Annotated in this window: 11 protein-coding genes; 9 read left to right on the plus strand and 2 right to left on the minus strand. The window is 69.5% G+C overall.

From position 1 onward, the window contains the following. Positions 1-44: 44 nt before the first annotated feature. A complete protein-coding gene (locus tag FBY21_RS12905; protein WP_044413332.1) occupies positions 45-1,145 on the plus strand; it encodes a hypothetical protein in 1,101 nt (366 codons plus the stop codon). A 55-nt stretch (positions 1,146-1,200) separates the two neighbouring features. On the opposite strand, the gene FBY21_RS12910 is transcribed toward FBY21_RS12905, so the two are convergent. Beyond that, positions 1,201-1,773, minus strand: coding sequence for a hypothetical protein (locus FBY21_RS12910; protein WP_044413330.1), 573 nt, complete (start codon positions 1,771-1,773; stop codon positions 1,201-1,203). Between the two features lie 113 nt (positions 1,774-1,886). Between FBY21_RS12910 and FBY21_RS12915 the strand changes: the two genes are divergently transcribed. The 4 genes from FBY21_RS12915 (at position 1,887) to FBY21_RS12930 (ending at position 6,032) form a co-directional block, all read left to right on the plus strand. Further along, a complete protein-coding gene (locus FBY21_RS12915; RefSeq protein ID WP_044413328.1) occupies positions 1,887-2,387 on the plus strand; it encodes an LEA type 2 family protein in 501 nt (166 codons plus the stop codon). An 8-nt stretch (positions 2,388-2,395) separates the two neighbouring features. Further along, positions 2,396-2,587 (plus strand): SEC-C metal-binding domain-containing protein, encoded by a 192-nt coding sequence (locus FBY21_RS12920; RefSeq protein ID WP_069562382.1) that lies wholly within the window; start codon positions 2,396-2,398, stop codon positions 2,585-2,587. 94 nt (positions 2,588-2,681) lie between these two features. Next, positions 2,682-3,335 carry a glutathione binding-like protein gene (locus FBY21_RS12925; protein WP_044413323.1) on the plus strand — a complete coding sequence of 218 codons (654 nt, stop codon included), beginning with the start codon at positions 2,682-2,684 and terminating at the stop codon, positions 3,333-3,335. A 156-nt stretch (positions 3,336-3,491) separates the two neighbouring features. After that, positions 3,492-6,032 (plus strand): penicillin acylase family protein, encoded by a 2,541-nt coding sequence (locus FBY21_RS12930; protein ID WP_142011468.1) that lies wholly within the window; start codon positions 3,492-3,494, stop codon positions 6,030-6,032. Between the two features lie 270 nt (positions 6,033-6,302). Here FBY21_RS12930 and FBY21_RS12935 read toward each other — a convergent pair whose 3' ends face one another. Continuing rightward, a complete protein-coding gene (locus FBY21_RS12935; RefSeq protein WP_044413317.1) occupies positions 6,303-7,460 on the minus strand; it encodes a sterol desaturase family protein in 1,158 nt (385 codons plus the stop codon). Positions 7,461-7,635: 175 nt separating this feature from the next. On the opposite strand from FBY21_RS12935, the gene FBY21_RS12940 reads away from it, so the two are divergent. From FBY21_RS12940 to pdeM, 4 genes are read left to right on the plus strand one after another with little or no spacing between them, the layout of a single operon-like run. Beyond that, positions 7,636-8,664: a ligase-associated DNA damage response exonuclease gene (locus FBY21_RS12940; protein WP_142011471.1), complete on the plus strand. Its 1,029-nt coding sequence runs from the start codon at positions 7,636-7,638 to the stop codon at positions 8,662-8,664. Continuing rightward, the gene (locus FBY21_RS12945; RefSeq protein ID WP_142011473.1) at positions 8,661-10,325 is read left to right on the plus strand and encodes an ATP-dependent DNA ligase; all 1,665 of its coding nucleotides are present in this window, start codon (positions 8,661-8,663) and stop codon (positions 10,323-10,325) included. The genes FBY21_RS12940 and FBY21_RS12945 overlap by 4 nt, the downstream gene beginning before the upstream one ends. Then, positions 10,322-12,793, plus strand: coding sequence for a ligase-associated DNA damage response DEXH box helicase (locus tag FBY21_RS12950; RefSeq protein ID WP_142011475.1), 2,472 nt, complete (start codon positions 10,322-10,324; stop codon positions 12,791-12,793). The genes FBY21_RS12945 and FBY21_RS12950 overlap by 4 nt, the downstream gene beginning before the upstream one ends. Further along, positions 12,790-13,452 carry a ligase-associated DNA damage response endonuclease PdeM gene (gene pdeM / locus FBY21_RS12955; protein ID WP_142011477.1) on the plus strand — a complete coding sequence of 221 codons (663 nt, stop codon included), beginning with the start codon at positions 12,790-12,792 and terminating at the stop codon, positions 13,450-13,452. The genes FBY21_RS12950 and pdeM overlap by 4 nt, the downstream gene beginning before the upstream one ends. The last annotated feature ends 25 nt before the right edge of the window (positions 13,453-13,477 follow it).

Raw genomic sequence — 13,477 nt, forward strand, 5'->3', positions numbered from 1 at the left:
TGCGCAGCGAAAGGAATCCACGCCAACCCAAGAAGGAGACACCCATGGCCAAGCGCCATTTGCTCATCCCCCTGCTCGCCGCCATGGCCTGCGCCAGCCAGGCCGCCGAAGTCCACCTCGGACTCGGCAGCGCCGAGCGGGTCACCCGCCTGTTCGCCTACCCCAACAACTGCAACGTCATCTGCTACCGCGACTGGAGCCTGGAGCAGACGGTCGAGCACTACCTCAAGCAGAGCCTGGCCCGCGACGGCCTGGCCAAGGCCTCGGTGAAGGTCCACCGCGACAAGGACGGCGTCTACGCCAACTTCTCCGGCGTGCCGGCCGACTACGGCAAGCCGCTGATGAAGCTGCTGGATGCCGGCGACAGCGCCTACGAAGGCGCCAAGCGCCTGAACCATGACAAGCAGTGGCAGTACAACTGGTACTTCTTCCTGCCGCTGGGCATGGCCCTGGAAAACCGCCGCAGCGTCGAGCTGCTGCACTTCCCGCCGGACTACTCCCTGACCAAGGCGCAGGACTACCTCGAGTCCTCCACCACCAACCGCTGGGCCAGCCTGCTGGTGGTCAACGGCGTGGCCGCCGACGCGACCCCGGGCTACCAGACCATCATCGACATCGCCCCCATCGCCGCCCCGGCCGACGCGGGCAGCACCCTGGAAACCGTCTACGACTACTTCACCCCCTACCAGACGCGGATGGTCCAGGAGCTCACCGCCGGCAAGCCGGCCCTGCCCATGGTGGCGTTCGGCAAGCCGGTCCGGGACTGGGTGAAGAAGCAGTACAACGTCAGCATCGGCGTGCTCGGCCTCGGGCAGATCGATCTCGGCAAGGACCAGAAGGTCCCGGTGCTGGGCAGCAACCACCCGAGCTACATCTGGTACGCCGCCAACCCGGACAACTACGACGGCGACGAAGCCAAGGCGAACGCCGCCGGCCTCAAGGTGATGGGCCAGGACCTCAGCGCTGCCTGCTGGCAGGCCAAGCTGGGCAGCAACCCAAGTGCCGATCCGTCCACCACCCTTTCCAGCTGCAAGCAGGCCTGGCAGGTGACCAACAAGGTGCAGACCTGCGAGCTGTTCTACACCTCCATCCGCAAGTACGACGCCGACAAGGCCAAGCAGACCTGCACCGCCCCGCAAGGCTGAGGCAGGGCGCAACGGCCGGAACGAAAGAGCCCGCCAGGTCGGCGGGCTCTTTCGTTCATTCCTGCAGCTTCAGGTGCGAGATGTCCGGCGGCGGGCCTGCCGGCACCGCCTTGGCCTGGCCCATGTCACTGCCCACCGGCGCCAGGCTGAACTGGCTGAGGTCCACCTTCGGTGCCACCGGCTCGGCCTTGGCGTCCTGCAGGTCCGCCCCCACCGGCGCGATGCCGAAGTCCGGCGCGTCGACGTCCATGAAGGCCGCCATGTACTCGTCCCGCGGGGCCACCTTGAGGCGTCCGGCCGGTGCGGCTGCGGGGGCCGCAGCAGCGGGCACCGGTGCCACGGCAGGCGCCGCCGGTTCGGCGGGTGGCGGGGGCGCCAGCTCCACCTCCTCGATCTCCACGTCCATGTCGCGCACATCCACCCGCGCCCCGGCCCGCTCCAGCGTCACCCGGTATTTTTCCGCCCCGGCCGCATCAAGATTGTTCTTGATCACGATGCGCCGGCCGGAAAACAGCAAGGCTATGCGCTGTGCGTCGGCCTGGAACAGCCTGGCGAGGTTGGCCTTCACCTGGTCGGCATCCGCACCGGGAACCAGTTGGCCGGAGAAGGCGATCTCGTAGCGGCTCATCGGTCACACTCCTGTCCAAAACAGCCCGCAGTATGGCGCAGGTTTTTTTCTGCCAACAACAAGTTGCAGCCGAGCAGTTGCTTGTTACACTTGAGCGTCTTCGGAGTATCGCGATGTTTTATCAGGCGCAAACGATAAGAATTCTCAGCCTACTGGTTTTGCTGACCCTCTCTGCCTCAGGCCTTTCCGGTTGTTCCACCTGGCTGACCGGGGGCTTTCGCGATCCCGACGTGCAACTGGTCAAGGTCGACGTGATCAAGGCCCGCCTCCTCGAACAACAGTTCCTGCTGCGCTTTCGCGTGGACAACCCCAACGACGTCAGCCTGCCCATCCGTGGCCTGGCCTACACCGTCTACCTCAACGACGTGAAGCTCGCCACCGGCGAGTCCGACACCTGGTTCACCGTCCCCGCCCTGGGCCGCGAGACCTTCGAAGTGCCGGTGCGCACCAACCTGTGGCGCCACATGAAGTACATCGTCAAGCTGCTGGAGAAGCCCAACGAGGTCATCCGCTACCGCCTCGAAGGCGAAGTGAAGACCGGCCTCATGTTCGGCAAGAGCGTGCACCTCGCCCGCAATGGCGAGATAATCCCGGGCAACTACATCCCGGAGTGATCCACCCCATGAGCCAGCACGAACACGTCCATGGTCCCGACTGCAACCACGACCATGACCACGATCACCACCACGTCCACGGCCCGCACTGCAACCACGGCCACCAGGAGCCCGTGCGCAACCCGCTGAAGGAAGTGGGCCGCAACGACCCCTGCCCCTGCGGCAGCCAGAAGAAGTTCAAGAAGTGCCACGGTGCCTGATCCGCATCCGCACAACGAGGCCCGTCTAGTACGGGCCTTTTCGTATCTGCCGGGAATCCTTTAGGCTGACCGACCGCTTCAGAGGAGCCCTGCCATGATCGATTTGTATTACTGGACCACCCCCAACGGCCACAAGATCACCCTGTTCCTCGAGGAGACCGGCCTCCCCTACCGGATCCACCCCATCAACATCGGCAAGGACGAACAGTTCCAGCCGCATTTCCTCAAGATCGCCCCCAACAACCGCATCCCCGCCATCGTCGACAACGAGCCGGCGGACGGCGGCGAACCGCTCTCGCTGTTCGAGTCCGGGGCCATCCTGCTCTACCTCGCCGAGAAGACCGGGCGCTTCATCCCCCAGGACCTGCGCGGCCGCCAGGAAGCCCTGCAGTGGCTGTTCTGGCAGATGGGCGGCCTCGGCCCGATGGCCGGGCAGAACCACCACTTCAACCGCTTCGCCCCGGAGAAGGTGCCCTACGCCATCCAGCGCTACGTCAAGGAAACCGCCCGCCTCTACGGCGTGCTCGACCGCCGCCTGGCCGACCGCGCCTTCGTCGCCGGCGACGACTACAGCATCGCCGACATGGCCATCTACCCCTGGATCGTGCCCCACGCCTACCAGGAGCAGGACCTGGACGACTTCCCCCACGTCAAGCGCTGGTTCCAGGCCATCCAGGCCCGCCCGGCCACCGTCCGCGCCTACGACCTGGTGGAACGCATCAACCCCGCCGCTGCCGTCCGGAAGTAACCCCTGCACAGCGCCCGGCACCCGTGATGCAACGGGCGTAGGGCACTGCCCGGGCGCCCCCGTCGGAAGGCCGGTCATCCGGCCCTTGCGCAGTCCGAAGACGCTCTCTAACGTAGCGCGTTTCGAACCGCCGCCTTCCCCGGGAGACACCGCCCCATGGCTTCGCCTGCGCCCAAGCGCCTCATCTCCACCTTCTGCCTGGGCGCCGCCCTCAGCGCCATGGTCGGCCTCACCGGCTGCCAGTCCTGGCTGGACAGCCGCTACGCCGACAGCCTGCCGCCCACCTCCGGCTTCCAGCCGGTCAAGGGCCTGGCGCAGAGCGTCTCGATCCGCCGCAACCCGCTGGGCATGCCGCTGATCGAAACCACCACCTTCCACGACGCCCTCTTCGCCATGGGCTACGTGCATGCCTCCGACCGCCTCAGCCAGATGGTCGGCCTGCGCCTCATGGCCGAAGGCCGCCTGGCGGAGATGGCTGGCCCGGGCGTACTGGAGATCGACCGCTTCATGCGCGCGGCCAACCTGCGCAAGAGCGCCGACCTCCTTTACAAGAACGCCTCCCCGCGCCTGAAGTCCTTCTTCGAGGTCTACGCCCGCGGCGTCAACGCCTACCTCTACCGCTACCGCGACAAGCTGCCGATGGACCTGGCCGAATCCGGCTACCGGCCCGCCTACTGGAAGCCCGAGGACTCGGTGCTGGTCTTCACCCTGCTCAACTTCGGCCTGGCGGTGAACCTGCAGGAAGAGATCGCCTCCCTGGTCATGGCGCAGAAGGTCGGCGCCGACAAGGTGGCCTGGCTGCTGCCGGTCTACCCCGACGAGAACCTGCCCTTCGACGAAGCCGAAAAGCTCAAGGGCCTCAACCTCGGCGGGCAAATCCCCGGCCTGGCCAGCATCGACCAGGCCGCCGGCCAGGTGGCCGGCCTCGGCATGCTCGGCGTCGCCGCCTCCAACAACTGGGCCATCGCCCCGCAGCGCACGCGCAATGGCAAGAGCATCCTCGCCAACGACACCCACCTGCCGCTGTCCATGCCCTCCATCTGGAACTTCGTGCAGATCCGCTCGCCGAAATTCCAGGCCGCCGGCGTCTCGGTGGCGGGTGTCCCGGCCATCGTCGCCGGCTTCAACGGCAAGCTCGCCTGGGGCATGACCATGGTCATGGCCGACAACCAGGACCTCTACCTGGAGAAGGTCAAGCGCGAAGGCAACCGCCTCTACTACCTGGCCGACGGCAAATGGCAGCCGGCCATCGAGCGCAACGAGACCTTCTTCATCAAGGGCGAGCGCCCGATCCGCGAGACCCTCTACGAAACCCGCCACGGCCCGCTGCTCAACTCCGTGCTCGGCCAGCGCAAGCACCCGCTGCAACCGGTGGAGCTGAAGAGCGGCCTGGGCATCGCCCTGAAGACCGCCCAGTTCGAGCAGGACACCACCCTCGACGCTTTCTTCGACCTGTCCCGCGCCCAGTCCGTGGAGCAGGCCGCCGAAGCCACCCGCGCCATCCGCGCCATCGGCCTCAACCTGCTCACCGCCGACGCCCAGCACATCGCCTGGCAGGTCACCGGCCGCTACCCGAACCGCCGTGAAGGCCGGGGCCTGATGCCCTCTCCCGGCTGGGACAGCCGCTACGACTGGGACGGCTACGCCGACCCGATGCTCCACCCCTACGACCAGGACCCGCCCCAGGGCTGGCTCGGCACCGCCAACCAGCGCACCGTTCAGGGCGGCTATGGCGTGCAGCTGTCCAACTCCTGGTTCTACCCCGAGCGGGCCGAGCGCATCGCCCAGCTGGCCGGCAGCGGCAAGCACGACACCCGCAGCATGATCGCCATGCAGTACGACCAGACCACCCCCTTCGCTGCCAAGCTCAAGGCCATGTTCGAAGACCCGGCCATGGCCCAGCCGCTCAAGCAGGCCATCGACGCCCTGCCCGGCGCCGAGCGTGACCGTGCCCGCGAAGCCCTGAGCCGCCTGCTGGCCTTCGACGGCAACCTCGCCCCCACCTCGGCCGACGCCGTCTACTACGAAGCCTTCCTCCACGAGAGTGCGCGGCAGATCTTCCTCGACGAACTGGGCCCGGACACCAGCCCCGCCTGGCAGGCCCTGGTGGAGACCGCCAACCTCTCCTACTCCGCCCAGGCCGACCACCTCCTGGGCCGCGCCGACAGCCCCTTCTGGGACGACGTGCGCACCCCGCAGAAGGAAGACAAGCCCGCCATCCTCGCCCGCAGCCTCGCCGCCGCCGTCAGCTTCGCCGAAGGCAAGCTCGGCGCCGACCGCCGCAGCTGGCAGTGGGGCAAGCTGCACACCTACACCTGGGCCACCGACACCACCCGTCTCGCGCCCTACATGAGCGCCAGCCAGCGCACCAGCATCAACGCCATCAAGGGTTACCTGGACCGCGGCCCCTACCCCGCCGGCGGCGACATGAACACCCTCAACGTCTCCGGCTACAACTGGGGCAACGACTTCGACACCTGGCTGATCCCGGCCATGCGCATCATCGTCGACTTCGGCCAGCCGGAACCCATGATCGGCCTCAACAGCTCCGGCCAGTCCGGCAACCCCGCCAGCCCGCACTACGCCGACGGCATCGACGCCTGGCTCAAGGCCCGCTACCTGAGCTTCCCGTTCCAGTCGCAGAACCTCGACGGCGTCTACGGCACCAAGCGGCTGATGCTCACCCCGCAAAAATGATCACCACCACGCGGAACTCCCCGCGTGGTGGCTGTCTATGTAAACGGACTTACTCCATAGATCACATCTTCAGGGCGCCCTTACCGGCGCCCTTTCTTTTGCCCGTGAAAAGCCTCACGGCCGATCCAGACGCCCAACGTCGGGCATCGCGAGCTCGGCGCCAACCTGCGGAAAAATGCACGGACGTGGCCCGGGCTTCAGCCCGGGAAATCGGCAAGAAGGGAAAAGCCAGGGAAAGCGGCCCCTGCATTGCACAGGGGCCGCCCGGGTTCAGGACGCCTTGGGCTTCACCGGCGCCTTGGGCTCCGGCTTCAGGAAGGGATACAGGTGCTGGCGCAGGATGCCGTCCGGCAGCGGCTTGCCGAACACCCCGTAGCGGGTCGGCCACTCCTTCGGCGGCAACTTGAAGGTGCCGAACACCATGTCGACGATCGGCAGGTGGATCGCATAGTTCTTGTAGATGTAGTCCGGGTGCCGGGCGTGGTGCCAGTGGTGGTAGCGCGGCAGCACCAGCAGGTAGTTCAGCCAGCCGCCATCGATGCGCACGTTGGCGTGGGCCAGCACCGCCTGCACGCCCACCAGGATCACGTAGGCGTTCATCGCCTGGGGCGAGAAGCCCATCAGCATCAGCGGCACCAGCACCCCGGTACGGGTCAGCAGGATCTCCACGAAGTGGATGCGCGAGCCCGCCAGCCAGTCCATCGACGTGCTGGAGTGGTGCACCGCATGGAAGCGCCACAGCCAGGGCACCACGTGGTACAGGCGGTGCAGCCAGTACTGGCCGAGGTCGGCCACCAGCACCGCGAGGATGAACTGCAGCCAGATCGGCATGGATTGCACGCCGGCCTGGAAGGTCGCCGAGACCGCCCAGCCCCCCAGCAGGGTGGAGGACGCGGTGACGAAGATCAGGATGAACTGCACCAGCATGTGGCTGACGAAGAAGTACGCCAGGTCCGTGCGCCAGTGCGGCCGCAGGATGTTCTGCTCCGGGTCCTTCGCGTACAGCTTCTCCAGCGGGATGAAGACGATGGCCGACACCAGCAGCGCCAGCACGAACCAGTCCAGCCCCAGGGAATAGGGCGTCTCGCCGATGGTCTCGAACTGGATGTTGGTCCCCCCCAGGAACACCGCCAGCCCCGAGGCCGCGATGCCGGTGAAGCCCAGGCGCTTGCGCCGGTTAAGCAGGATGTTCAGCGTGCCCAGGCTGAACGACAGCACCAGGCCCACCAGCAGCACCGTACGGGCGAACTGCTCGCTGTAGACCTTGCGGAACTCCGCGAAGGTCAGCCACTCGGGAAACAGGAAACACAGCACCGCGCAGAGGCTCAACAGGCCCAGTGCCGCAGACAGGTAACCACTGATGCGCCCTTCCCCGACCCGGAACGGGGCGTGGCCATGGCGCTGGAAATAGGCTTTGAGAGCCTCCATCGGACATCCTCCTTGAAACCGGCCTTCTGGCCGTTCACGATCTTGACGCACCTGCCGCGCTCCAGGCCACCTCCGGCGACGAATGCCGCGTCCAACTGCGACGTCCATCGCGTTGAGGGCGAACCAACCGGCGCACTGCAGGGTCAGCAGACACGAACCCACAGCAAGGCATCCCATGGACCTGGTCGTCGCCCGGCCGGAGGGCCTCTACTGCCCGCCCGGCGATTTCTACATCGATCCCTGGAAACCCGTCGCCCGCGCCGTCATCACCCACGGCCACGGCGACCATGCCCGCAGCGGCAACGGCCACTACCTCACCGCCACCCCCGGTGCCGGCGTGTTGCGCGCCCGCCTCGGCGACGTGCCCCTGCAGACCCTGGACTACGGCGAAGCCCTGCTGCACAACGGCGTGCGCATCAGCCTGCACCCCGCCGGCCACGTGCTCGGCTCCGCCCAGGTGCGCCTGGAACACCAGGGCCAGATCTGGGTCGCCTCCGGTGACTACAAGACCGAAGCCGACGGCACCTGTGCCCCCTTCGAACCGGTGCGCTGCCACTGCTTCATCACCGAATCCACCTTCGGCCTGCCCATCTACCGCTGGCAGCCCCAGGCCCAGGTCATGGACCAGGTGCGCCAGTGGTGGCAGGCCAACCGGGCCGCCGGGCGCGCCAGCGTGTTGTTCAGCTATGCCTTCGGCAAGGCCCAGCGACTGCTCCACGGCCTGGCGGACGAACCCGGCCCGATCCTCGTCCACGGCGCCGTGGAGCCCCTCAACCGCGTCTACCGCGAAGCCGGCGTGCGCCTGGCCGCCACCCGCTACGCCGGCGAACTCAAGCGCAACGACCCGCTGCTGCGCGAAGCCCTGGTCATCGCCCCGCCCTCCGCCGCCGGCAGCACCTGGATGCGCCGCTTCGGCGACTACAGCGACGCCTTCGCCAGCGGCTGGATGCTCCTGCGCGGCGCCCGTCGCCGCCGGGGCGTGGACCGCGGCTTCGTGCTCTCCGACCACGCCGACTGGCCCGGCCTGCTCTGGGCCGTGCAGCAGAGCGGCGCGGAGCGGGTCTTCGTCACCCACGGCTCGGTCCCCGTGCTGGTGCGCTACCTGCGCGAACAGGGCCTCGACGCCCAGGGCTTCAGCACCGAATACGGCGACGAGGACGACACCCCCGACAGCGCCGACGCCACCCCGGAGGCCCCCGCATGAAAGCCTTCGCCGACCTCTACGTGCGCCTCGACGCCAGCACCTCCAGCAACGCCAAGCTCGCCGCCCTGGAGGACTACTTCCGCCAGGCCAGCGCCGAAGACGCCGCCTGGGCCGTGTACTTCCTCAGCGGCGGCAAACCGCGCCAACTGGTGCCGGTGCGCCAGCTCAAGGCCAGCACCCTGGCCGTCACCGGCCTGCCCGAATGGCTCTTCGAAGAGAGCTACCAGAGCGTCGGCGACCTCGCCGAAACCATCGCCCTGCTGTTGCCCCCCGCCGCCAGCGACAGCCAGGAGGGCCTCGCCCAGTGGCTGGAAGAGCACCTGCTGCCCCTGCGCGGCCTGCCGCCGGCCGAACTCACCGAGCGCCTGTCGCGGCTCTGGGCGCGGCTCGATCGCGACGGCCTGCTGGTGTTCAACAAACTCATCACCGGCGCCTTCCGCGTCGGCGTCTCGCGCCTGCTGGTGACCCGCGCCCTGGCCAGCCTCAGTGGCCTGGACCCCAAGCGCATCGCCCAGCGCATGGTCGGCTACACCGACATCAGCCGCGTCCCCAGCGCCGACGGCTACCGCCGGCTCATCGCCGCCGAAAGCCCCGACGAGCACCGCGAACGCGGCGGCCAGCCCTACCCCTTCTTCCTCGCCCACCCGCTGCAGCTGGAGCCCGAGGCCTTCGACGAACGCCTCGGCCCGCCCAGCGACTGGCTGGCGGAATGGAAGTGGGACGGCATCCGCGCGCAACTGGTACGCCGCGACGGCCAGCTGTGGATCTGGTCCCGGGGCGAAGAGCTGGTCACCGAGCGCTTCCCCGAGCTGCACGCCCTCTGCCGGCAGTTGCCCGACGGCTGCGTGATCGACGGCGAACTGCTGGTCTGGAAGGACGGCCGCGCCCAGCCCTTCGCCCTGCTGCAACAGCGCATCGGCCGCAAACGCCTGACCCGCCAGGTGCTGGAAGACGCCCCCGTGCGGGTGCTGGCCTACGACCTGCTGGAATGGCAGGGCGAGGACTGGCGCAGCCGCCCGCAACAGGCCCGCCGCACCCAGCTCGAACAGCTGCTGGCGGGGCTCGACACCCCGCTGCTGGGGCTGTCCCCGGAAGTCACCGGCGCCACCTGGGAGGCCCTGGCCGCCGAACGCCAGCTCGCCCGCGAACAGGGCGTGGAAGGCCTGATGCTCAAGGCCCGCGACGCCCGCTACGGCGTCGGCCGCACCCGCGAGGACGGCACCTGGTGGAAATGGAAGCTCGACCCCTACAGCGTCGACGCCGTGCTCATCTACGCCCAGCGCGGCCACGGCCGCCGCGCCAGCCTCTACACCGACTTCACCTTCGCCGTCTGGGCCGAGGGCGAAGGCGACGCCCCGCGCAGCCTGGTGCCCTTCGCCAAGGCCTACTCCGGGCTCACCGACGAGGAGATGCGCCAGGTGGACGCCATCATCCGCCGCACCACCGTGGAGAAGTTCGGCCCGGTGCGCAGCGTCACCCCCAGCCTGGTGTTCGAACTGGGCTTCGAAGGCATTGCCCGCTCGCGCCGGCACAAAAGCGGCGTCGCCGTGCGCTTCCCGCGCATGCTGCGCTGGCGCCGCGACAAACCCGTGGAGGACGCCGACACCCTGGCCAGCCTGCACGCCCTGCTGGGCGATGCCCCGGCAGAGGACGATGCATGAGCGGCCCCTCAGACGCCTGGTTCGACGCCCAGGGCTGGACGCCCTTCCCCTTCCAGCGCCAGCTCTGGGACGCGGCCCGCCAGCGCCGCTCCGGCCTGCTCCACGCCACCACCGGCTCCGGCAAGACCTACGCCGCCTGGTTCGCCGCCCTCGACGCCATCGCCCCCGGCACCGCCAGCCCGGCCAAGCCGCTGCCCCTCTCGGTGCTGTGGATCACCCCCATGCGCGCCCTGGCCGCCGACACCGCCCGTGCCCTGCAGGCGCCCCTGGACGCCCTCGGCCTGCCCTGGAGCCTCGGCCTGCGCACCGGCGACACCGGCAGCAGCGAGCGCGCCCGCCAGGCCCGGCGCCTGCCCAGCGCCCTGGTCACCACCCCGGAAAGCCTCACCCTGCTGCTGACCCGCGCCGACGCCGCCGAGGCATTCGCCCACCTGCAGATGGTGGTGGTGGACGAATGGCACGAACTGCTCGGCAGCAAGCGCGGCGTGCAACTGCAGCTGGCCCTCGCACGCCTGCGCCGCTGGCACCCGCAACTGGTGACCTGGGGCCTCTCCGCCACCCTCGGCAACCTCGACCACGCCCTGGAGGTGCTGATACCCGACGGCCAGGGCCTGCTGCTGGAAGGCCGCCAGGACAAAACCCTGGCGGTGGACACCCTGCTCCCCGACAGCGTCGAGCGCTTCCCCTGGGCCGGCCACATGGGCCTGCGCATGCTGCCCAAGGTGGTCGCCGAACTGGAGGCCAGCCCCAGCAGCCTGGTGTTCACCAACACCCGCTCCCAGGCCGAACTCTGGTACCAGGCCCTGCTGGAGGCGCGGCCCGACTGGGCCGGGCTGATCGCCCTGCACCACGCCTCGCTGTCCCGCGAGGTGCGCGAATGGGTCGAGGACGCCCTCAAGCACGGCCGGCTCAAGGCCGTGGTCTGCACCTCCAGCCTCGACCTGGGGGTGGACTTCCTGCCCGTCGAACGGGTCCTGCAGATCGGCACCGCCAAGGGCATCGCCCGTCTCATGCAGCGCGCCGGCCGCTCCGGGCACGCCCCCGGCCGCACCTCGCGGGTCACCCTGGTGCCCACCCACAGCCTCGAACTGGTAGAGGCCGTCGCCGCCCGCCAGGCCGTGGCCGAACGCCGCATCGAAGCCCGGCAGAGCCCGGAAAAGCCCCTCGACGTCCTGGTGCAGCACCTGGTCAGCATGGCCCTGGGGGGCGGCTTCCAACCTGACGCACTGCTGGCGGAAGTGCGCGGCGCCTGGGCCTATCGCCACCTCGACGCCGCCGACTGGGCCTGGTGCCTGGCCTTCGTCCGCGACGGCGGCAGCTCCCTCAGCGCCTACCCCGACTACCAGCGGGTGGAGCCCGACGAGCAGGGCCTCTGGCGCGTACCCAACCGCGCCCTGGCCCGGCGCCACCGGCAGAGCGTCGGCACCATCGTCGGCGACGCCAGCCTGCAGGTGCGCTTCTGGGGCAAGGGCGGAGCCGCCGGCCACCTCGGCAGCATCGAAGAGAGCTTCATCGCCCGCCTGCGCCCCGGCGAGGTGTTCCTCTTTTCCGGCCGCCACCTGGAACTGGTGCGGGTGGAAGGCATGACCGCCTACGTACGCCGCTCCAGCGCCCGCAAGGCCGCCATCCCGCGCTGGAACGGCGGGCGCATGCCGCTCTCCAGCGAACTGGCTGCCGCCCTGGTGCACCAGCTCGGCGAGGCCGCCCAGGGCCGCTACGACAGCCCGGAGCTGCAGCTCGTGCGCCCGTTGCTGAGCCTGCAGGCCGCCTGGTCCGCCCTGCCCGAGGACGACAACCTGCTGGTGGAGCGCCTGCACTCGCGGGAGGGCTGGCACCTGTTCCTCTACCCCTTCGCCGGCCGCCACGTGCACCTGGGCCTCGCCAGCCTCCTGGCCTGGCGACTGGCCCGCCAGCGCCCCGGCACCTTCTCCATCGCCGTCAACGACTACGGCCTGGAGCTGCTGGCCGCCGAAGCCCCCGACTGGGACGACGCCCGCCTACCCGCCCTGCTGGAGGACGGCGACCTGCTCAGCGAACTGCTGGACAGCCTCAACGCCAGCGAGCTGACCCGCCGCCGCTTCCGCGAGATCGCCCAGATCGCCGGCCTGCTCTACAGCGGCCCGCCCGGGGCGCACAAAAGCACCCGCCAGCTGCAGGCCTCCAGCAGCCTGTTCTTCGACGTGTTCCGCCAGTACGACCCGGACAACCGCCTGCTGCACCAGGCCCGCGACGAAGCCCTGCGCCAGGAGCTGGACCTGCCACGCCTGGCCGACGCCCTCGCCCGCCTGCGCCAGCGGCGCCTGGTGGTGAAGGACGTCGAACGCGCCACCCCGCTGGCCTTCCCCCTGCTGGTGGAGCGCCTGCGCGAGGGCCTGAGCACCGAGAAGCTCGCCGACCGCATCGCCCGCATGGTGGCGCAACTGGAAAAAGCCGCCGACGCCCCGCCCAGGCGGAGGCGCCGCCCGTGAACACACACCTCGACGTGGACCTGGCCGGCACCCGCCTGCGCCTGCTGGGGGACCGCGCCCTCTACTGGCCGGAACAGCACTGCCTGCTGATCGCCGACATCCACTTCGGCAAGGCCGCCAGCTTCCGCCGCCTCGGCCAACCGGTCCCCGCCGGCACCACCGCCGCCAACCTCGCGCGGCTGGACCGCCTGCTGCACAGCCACGACACCCGGCGCCTGGTCTTCCTCGGCGACTTCCTGCACGCCCGCCACGGGCGCCACGACGGCCTCTGGCAGGCCCTGGCCGACTGGCGCGAACGGCATCCCGCGCTGCACATCGACCTGGTGCGCGGCAACCACGACCGCCACGCCGGCGACCCGCCCGCCAGCCTCGGCTTCGACCTGCACGAGGCCGAACTGCTGCTCGGCCCCTTCGCCCTGCGCCACGAGCCCGAACCCCACCCCGAGCGCCACGTCCTGGCCGGCCACCTGCACCCCTGCCACCGCCTGCGCGGCCCCGGCCGGCAGAGCCTGCGCCTGCCCTGCTTCGCCCTCGGCCGCAGCGTCAGCCTGCTGCCGGCCTTCGGCGAATTCACCGGCGGGCTGGAACAACCGGCCACCCCGGGCACCCGCCTCTACCTCTGCGGCGACGGGGGCGTCTGGCCCGTGCCGACGGCCTGAAACCACCGATCCGGGCCAACGACTG

Source organism: Pseudomonas sp. SLBN-26 (genome assembly GCF_006715895.1).
In the GTDB taxonomy this organism is placed as follows: Bacteria; Pseudomonadota; Gammaproteobacteria; order Pseudomonadales; family Pseudomonadaceae; genus Metapseudomonas; species Metapseudomonas otitidis.

Coding starts and splice junctions, on each gene's coding strand:
- FBY21_RS12905 (WP_044413332.1), top strand. CDS start 45: ATGGCCAAGCGCCATTTGCTCATCCCCCTGCTCGCCGCCATGGCCTGC.
- FBY21_RS12910 (WP_044413330.1), bottom strand. CDS start 1,773: ATGAGCCGCTACGAGATCGCCTTCTCCGGCCAACTGGTTCCCGGTGCG.
- FBY21_RS12915 (WP_044413328.1), top strand. CDS start 1,887: ATGTTTTATCAGGCGCAAACGATAAGAATTCTCAGCCTACTGGTTTTG.
- FBY21_RS12920 (WP_069562382.1), top strand. CDS start 2,396: ATGAGCCAGCACGAACACGTCCATGGTCCCGACTGCAACCACGACCAT.
- FBY21_RS12925 (WP_044413323.1), top strand. CDS start 2,682: ATGATCGATTTGTATTACTGGACCACCCCCAACGGCCACAAGATCACC.
- FBY21_RS12930 (WP_142011468.1), top strand. CDS start 3,492: ATGGCTTCGCCTGCGCCCAAGCGCCTCATCTCCACCTTCTGCCTGGGC.
- FBY21_RS12935 (WP_044413317.1), bottom strand. CDS start 7,460: ATGGAGGCTCTCAAAGCCTATTTCCAGCGCCATGGCCACGCCCCGTTC.
- FBY21_RS12940 (WP_142011471.1), top strand. CDS start 7,636: ATGGACCTGGTCGTCGCCCGGCCGGAGGGCCTCTACTGCCCGCCCGGC.
- FBY21_RS12945 (WP_142011473.1), top strand. CDS start 8,661: ATGAAAGCCTTCGCCGACCTCTACGTGCGCCTCGACGCCAGCACCTCC.
- FBY21_RS12950 (WP_142011475.1), top strand. CDS start 10,322: ATGAGCGGCCCCTCAGACGCCTGGTTCGACGCCCAGGGCTGGACGCCC.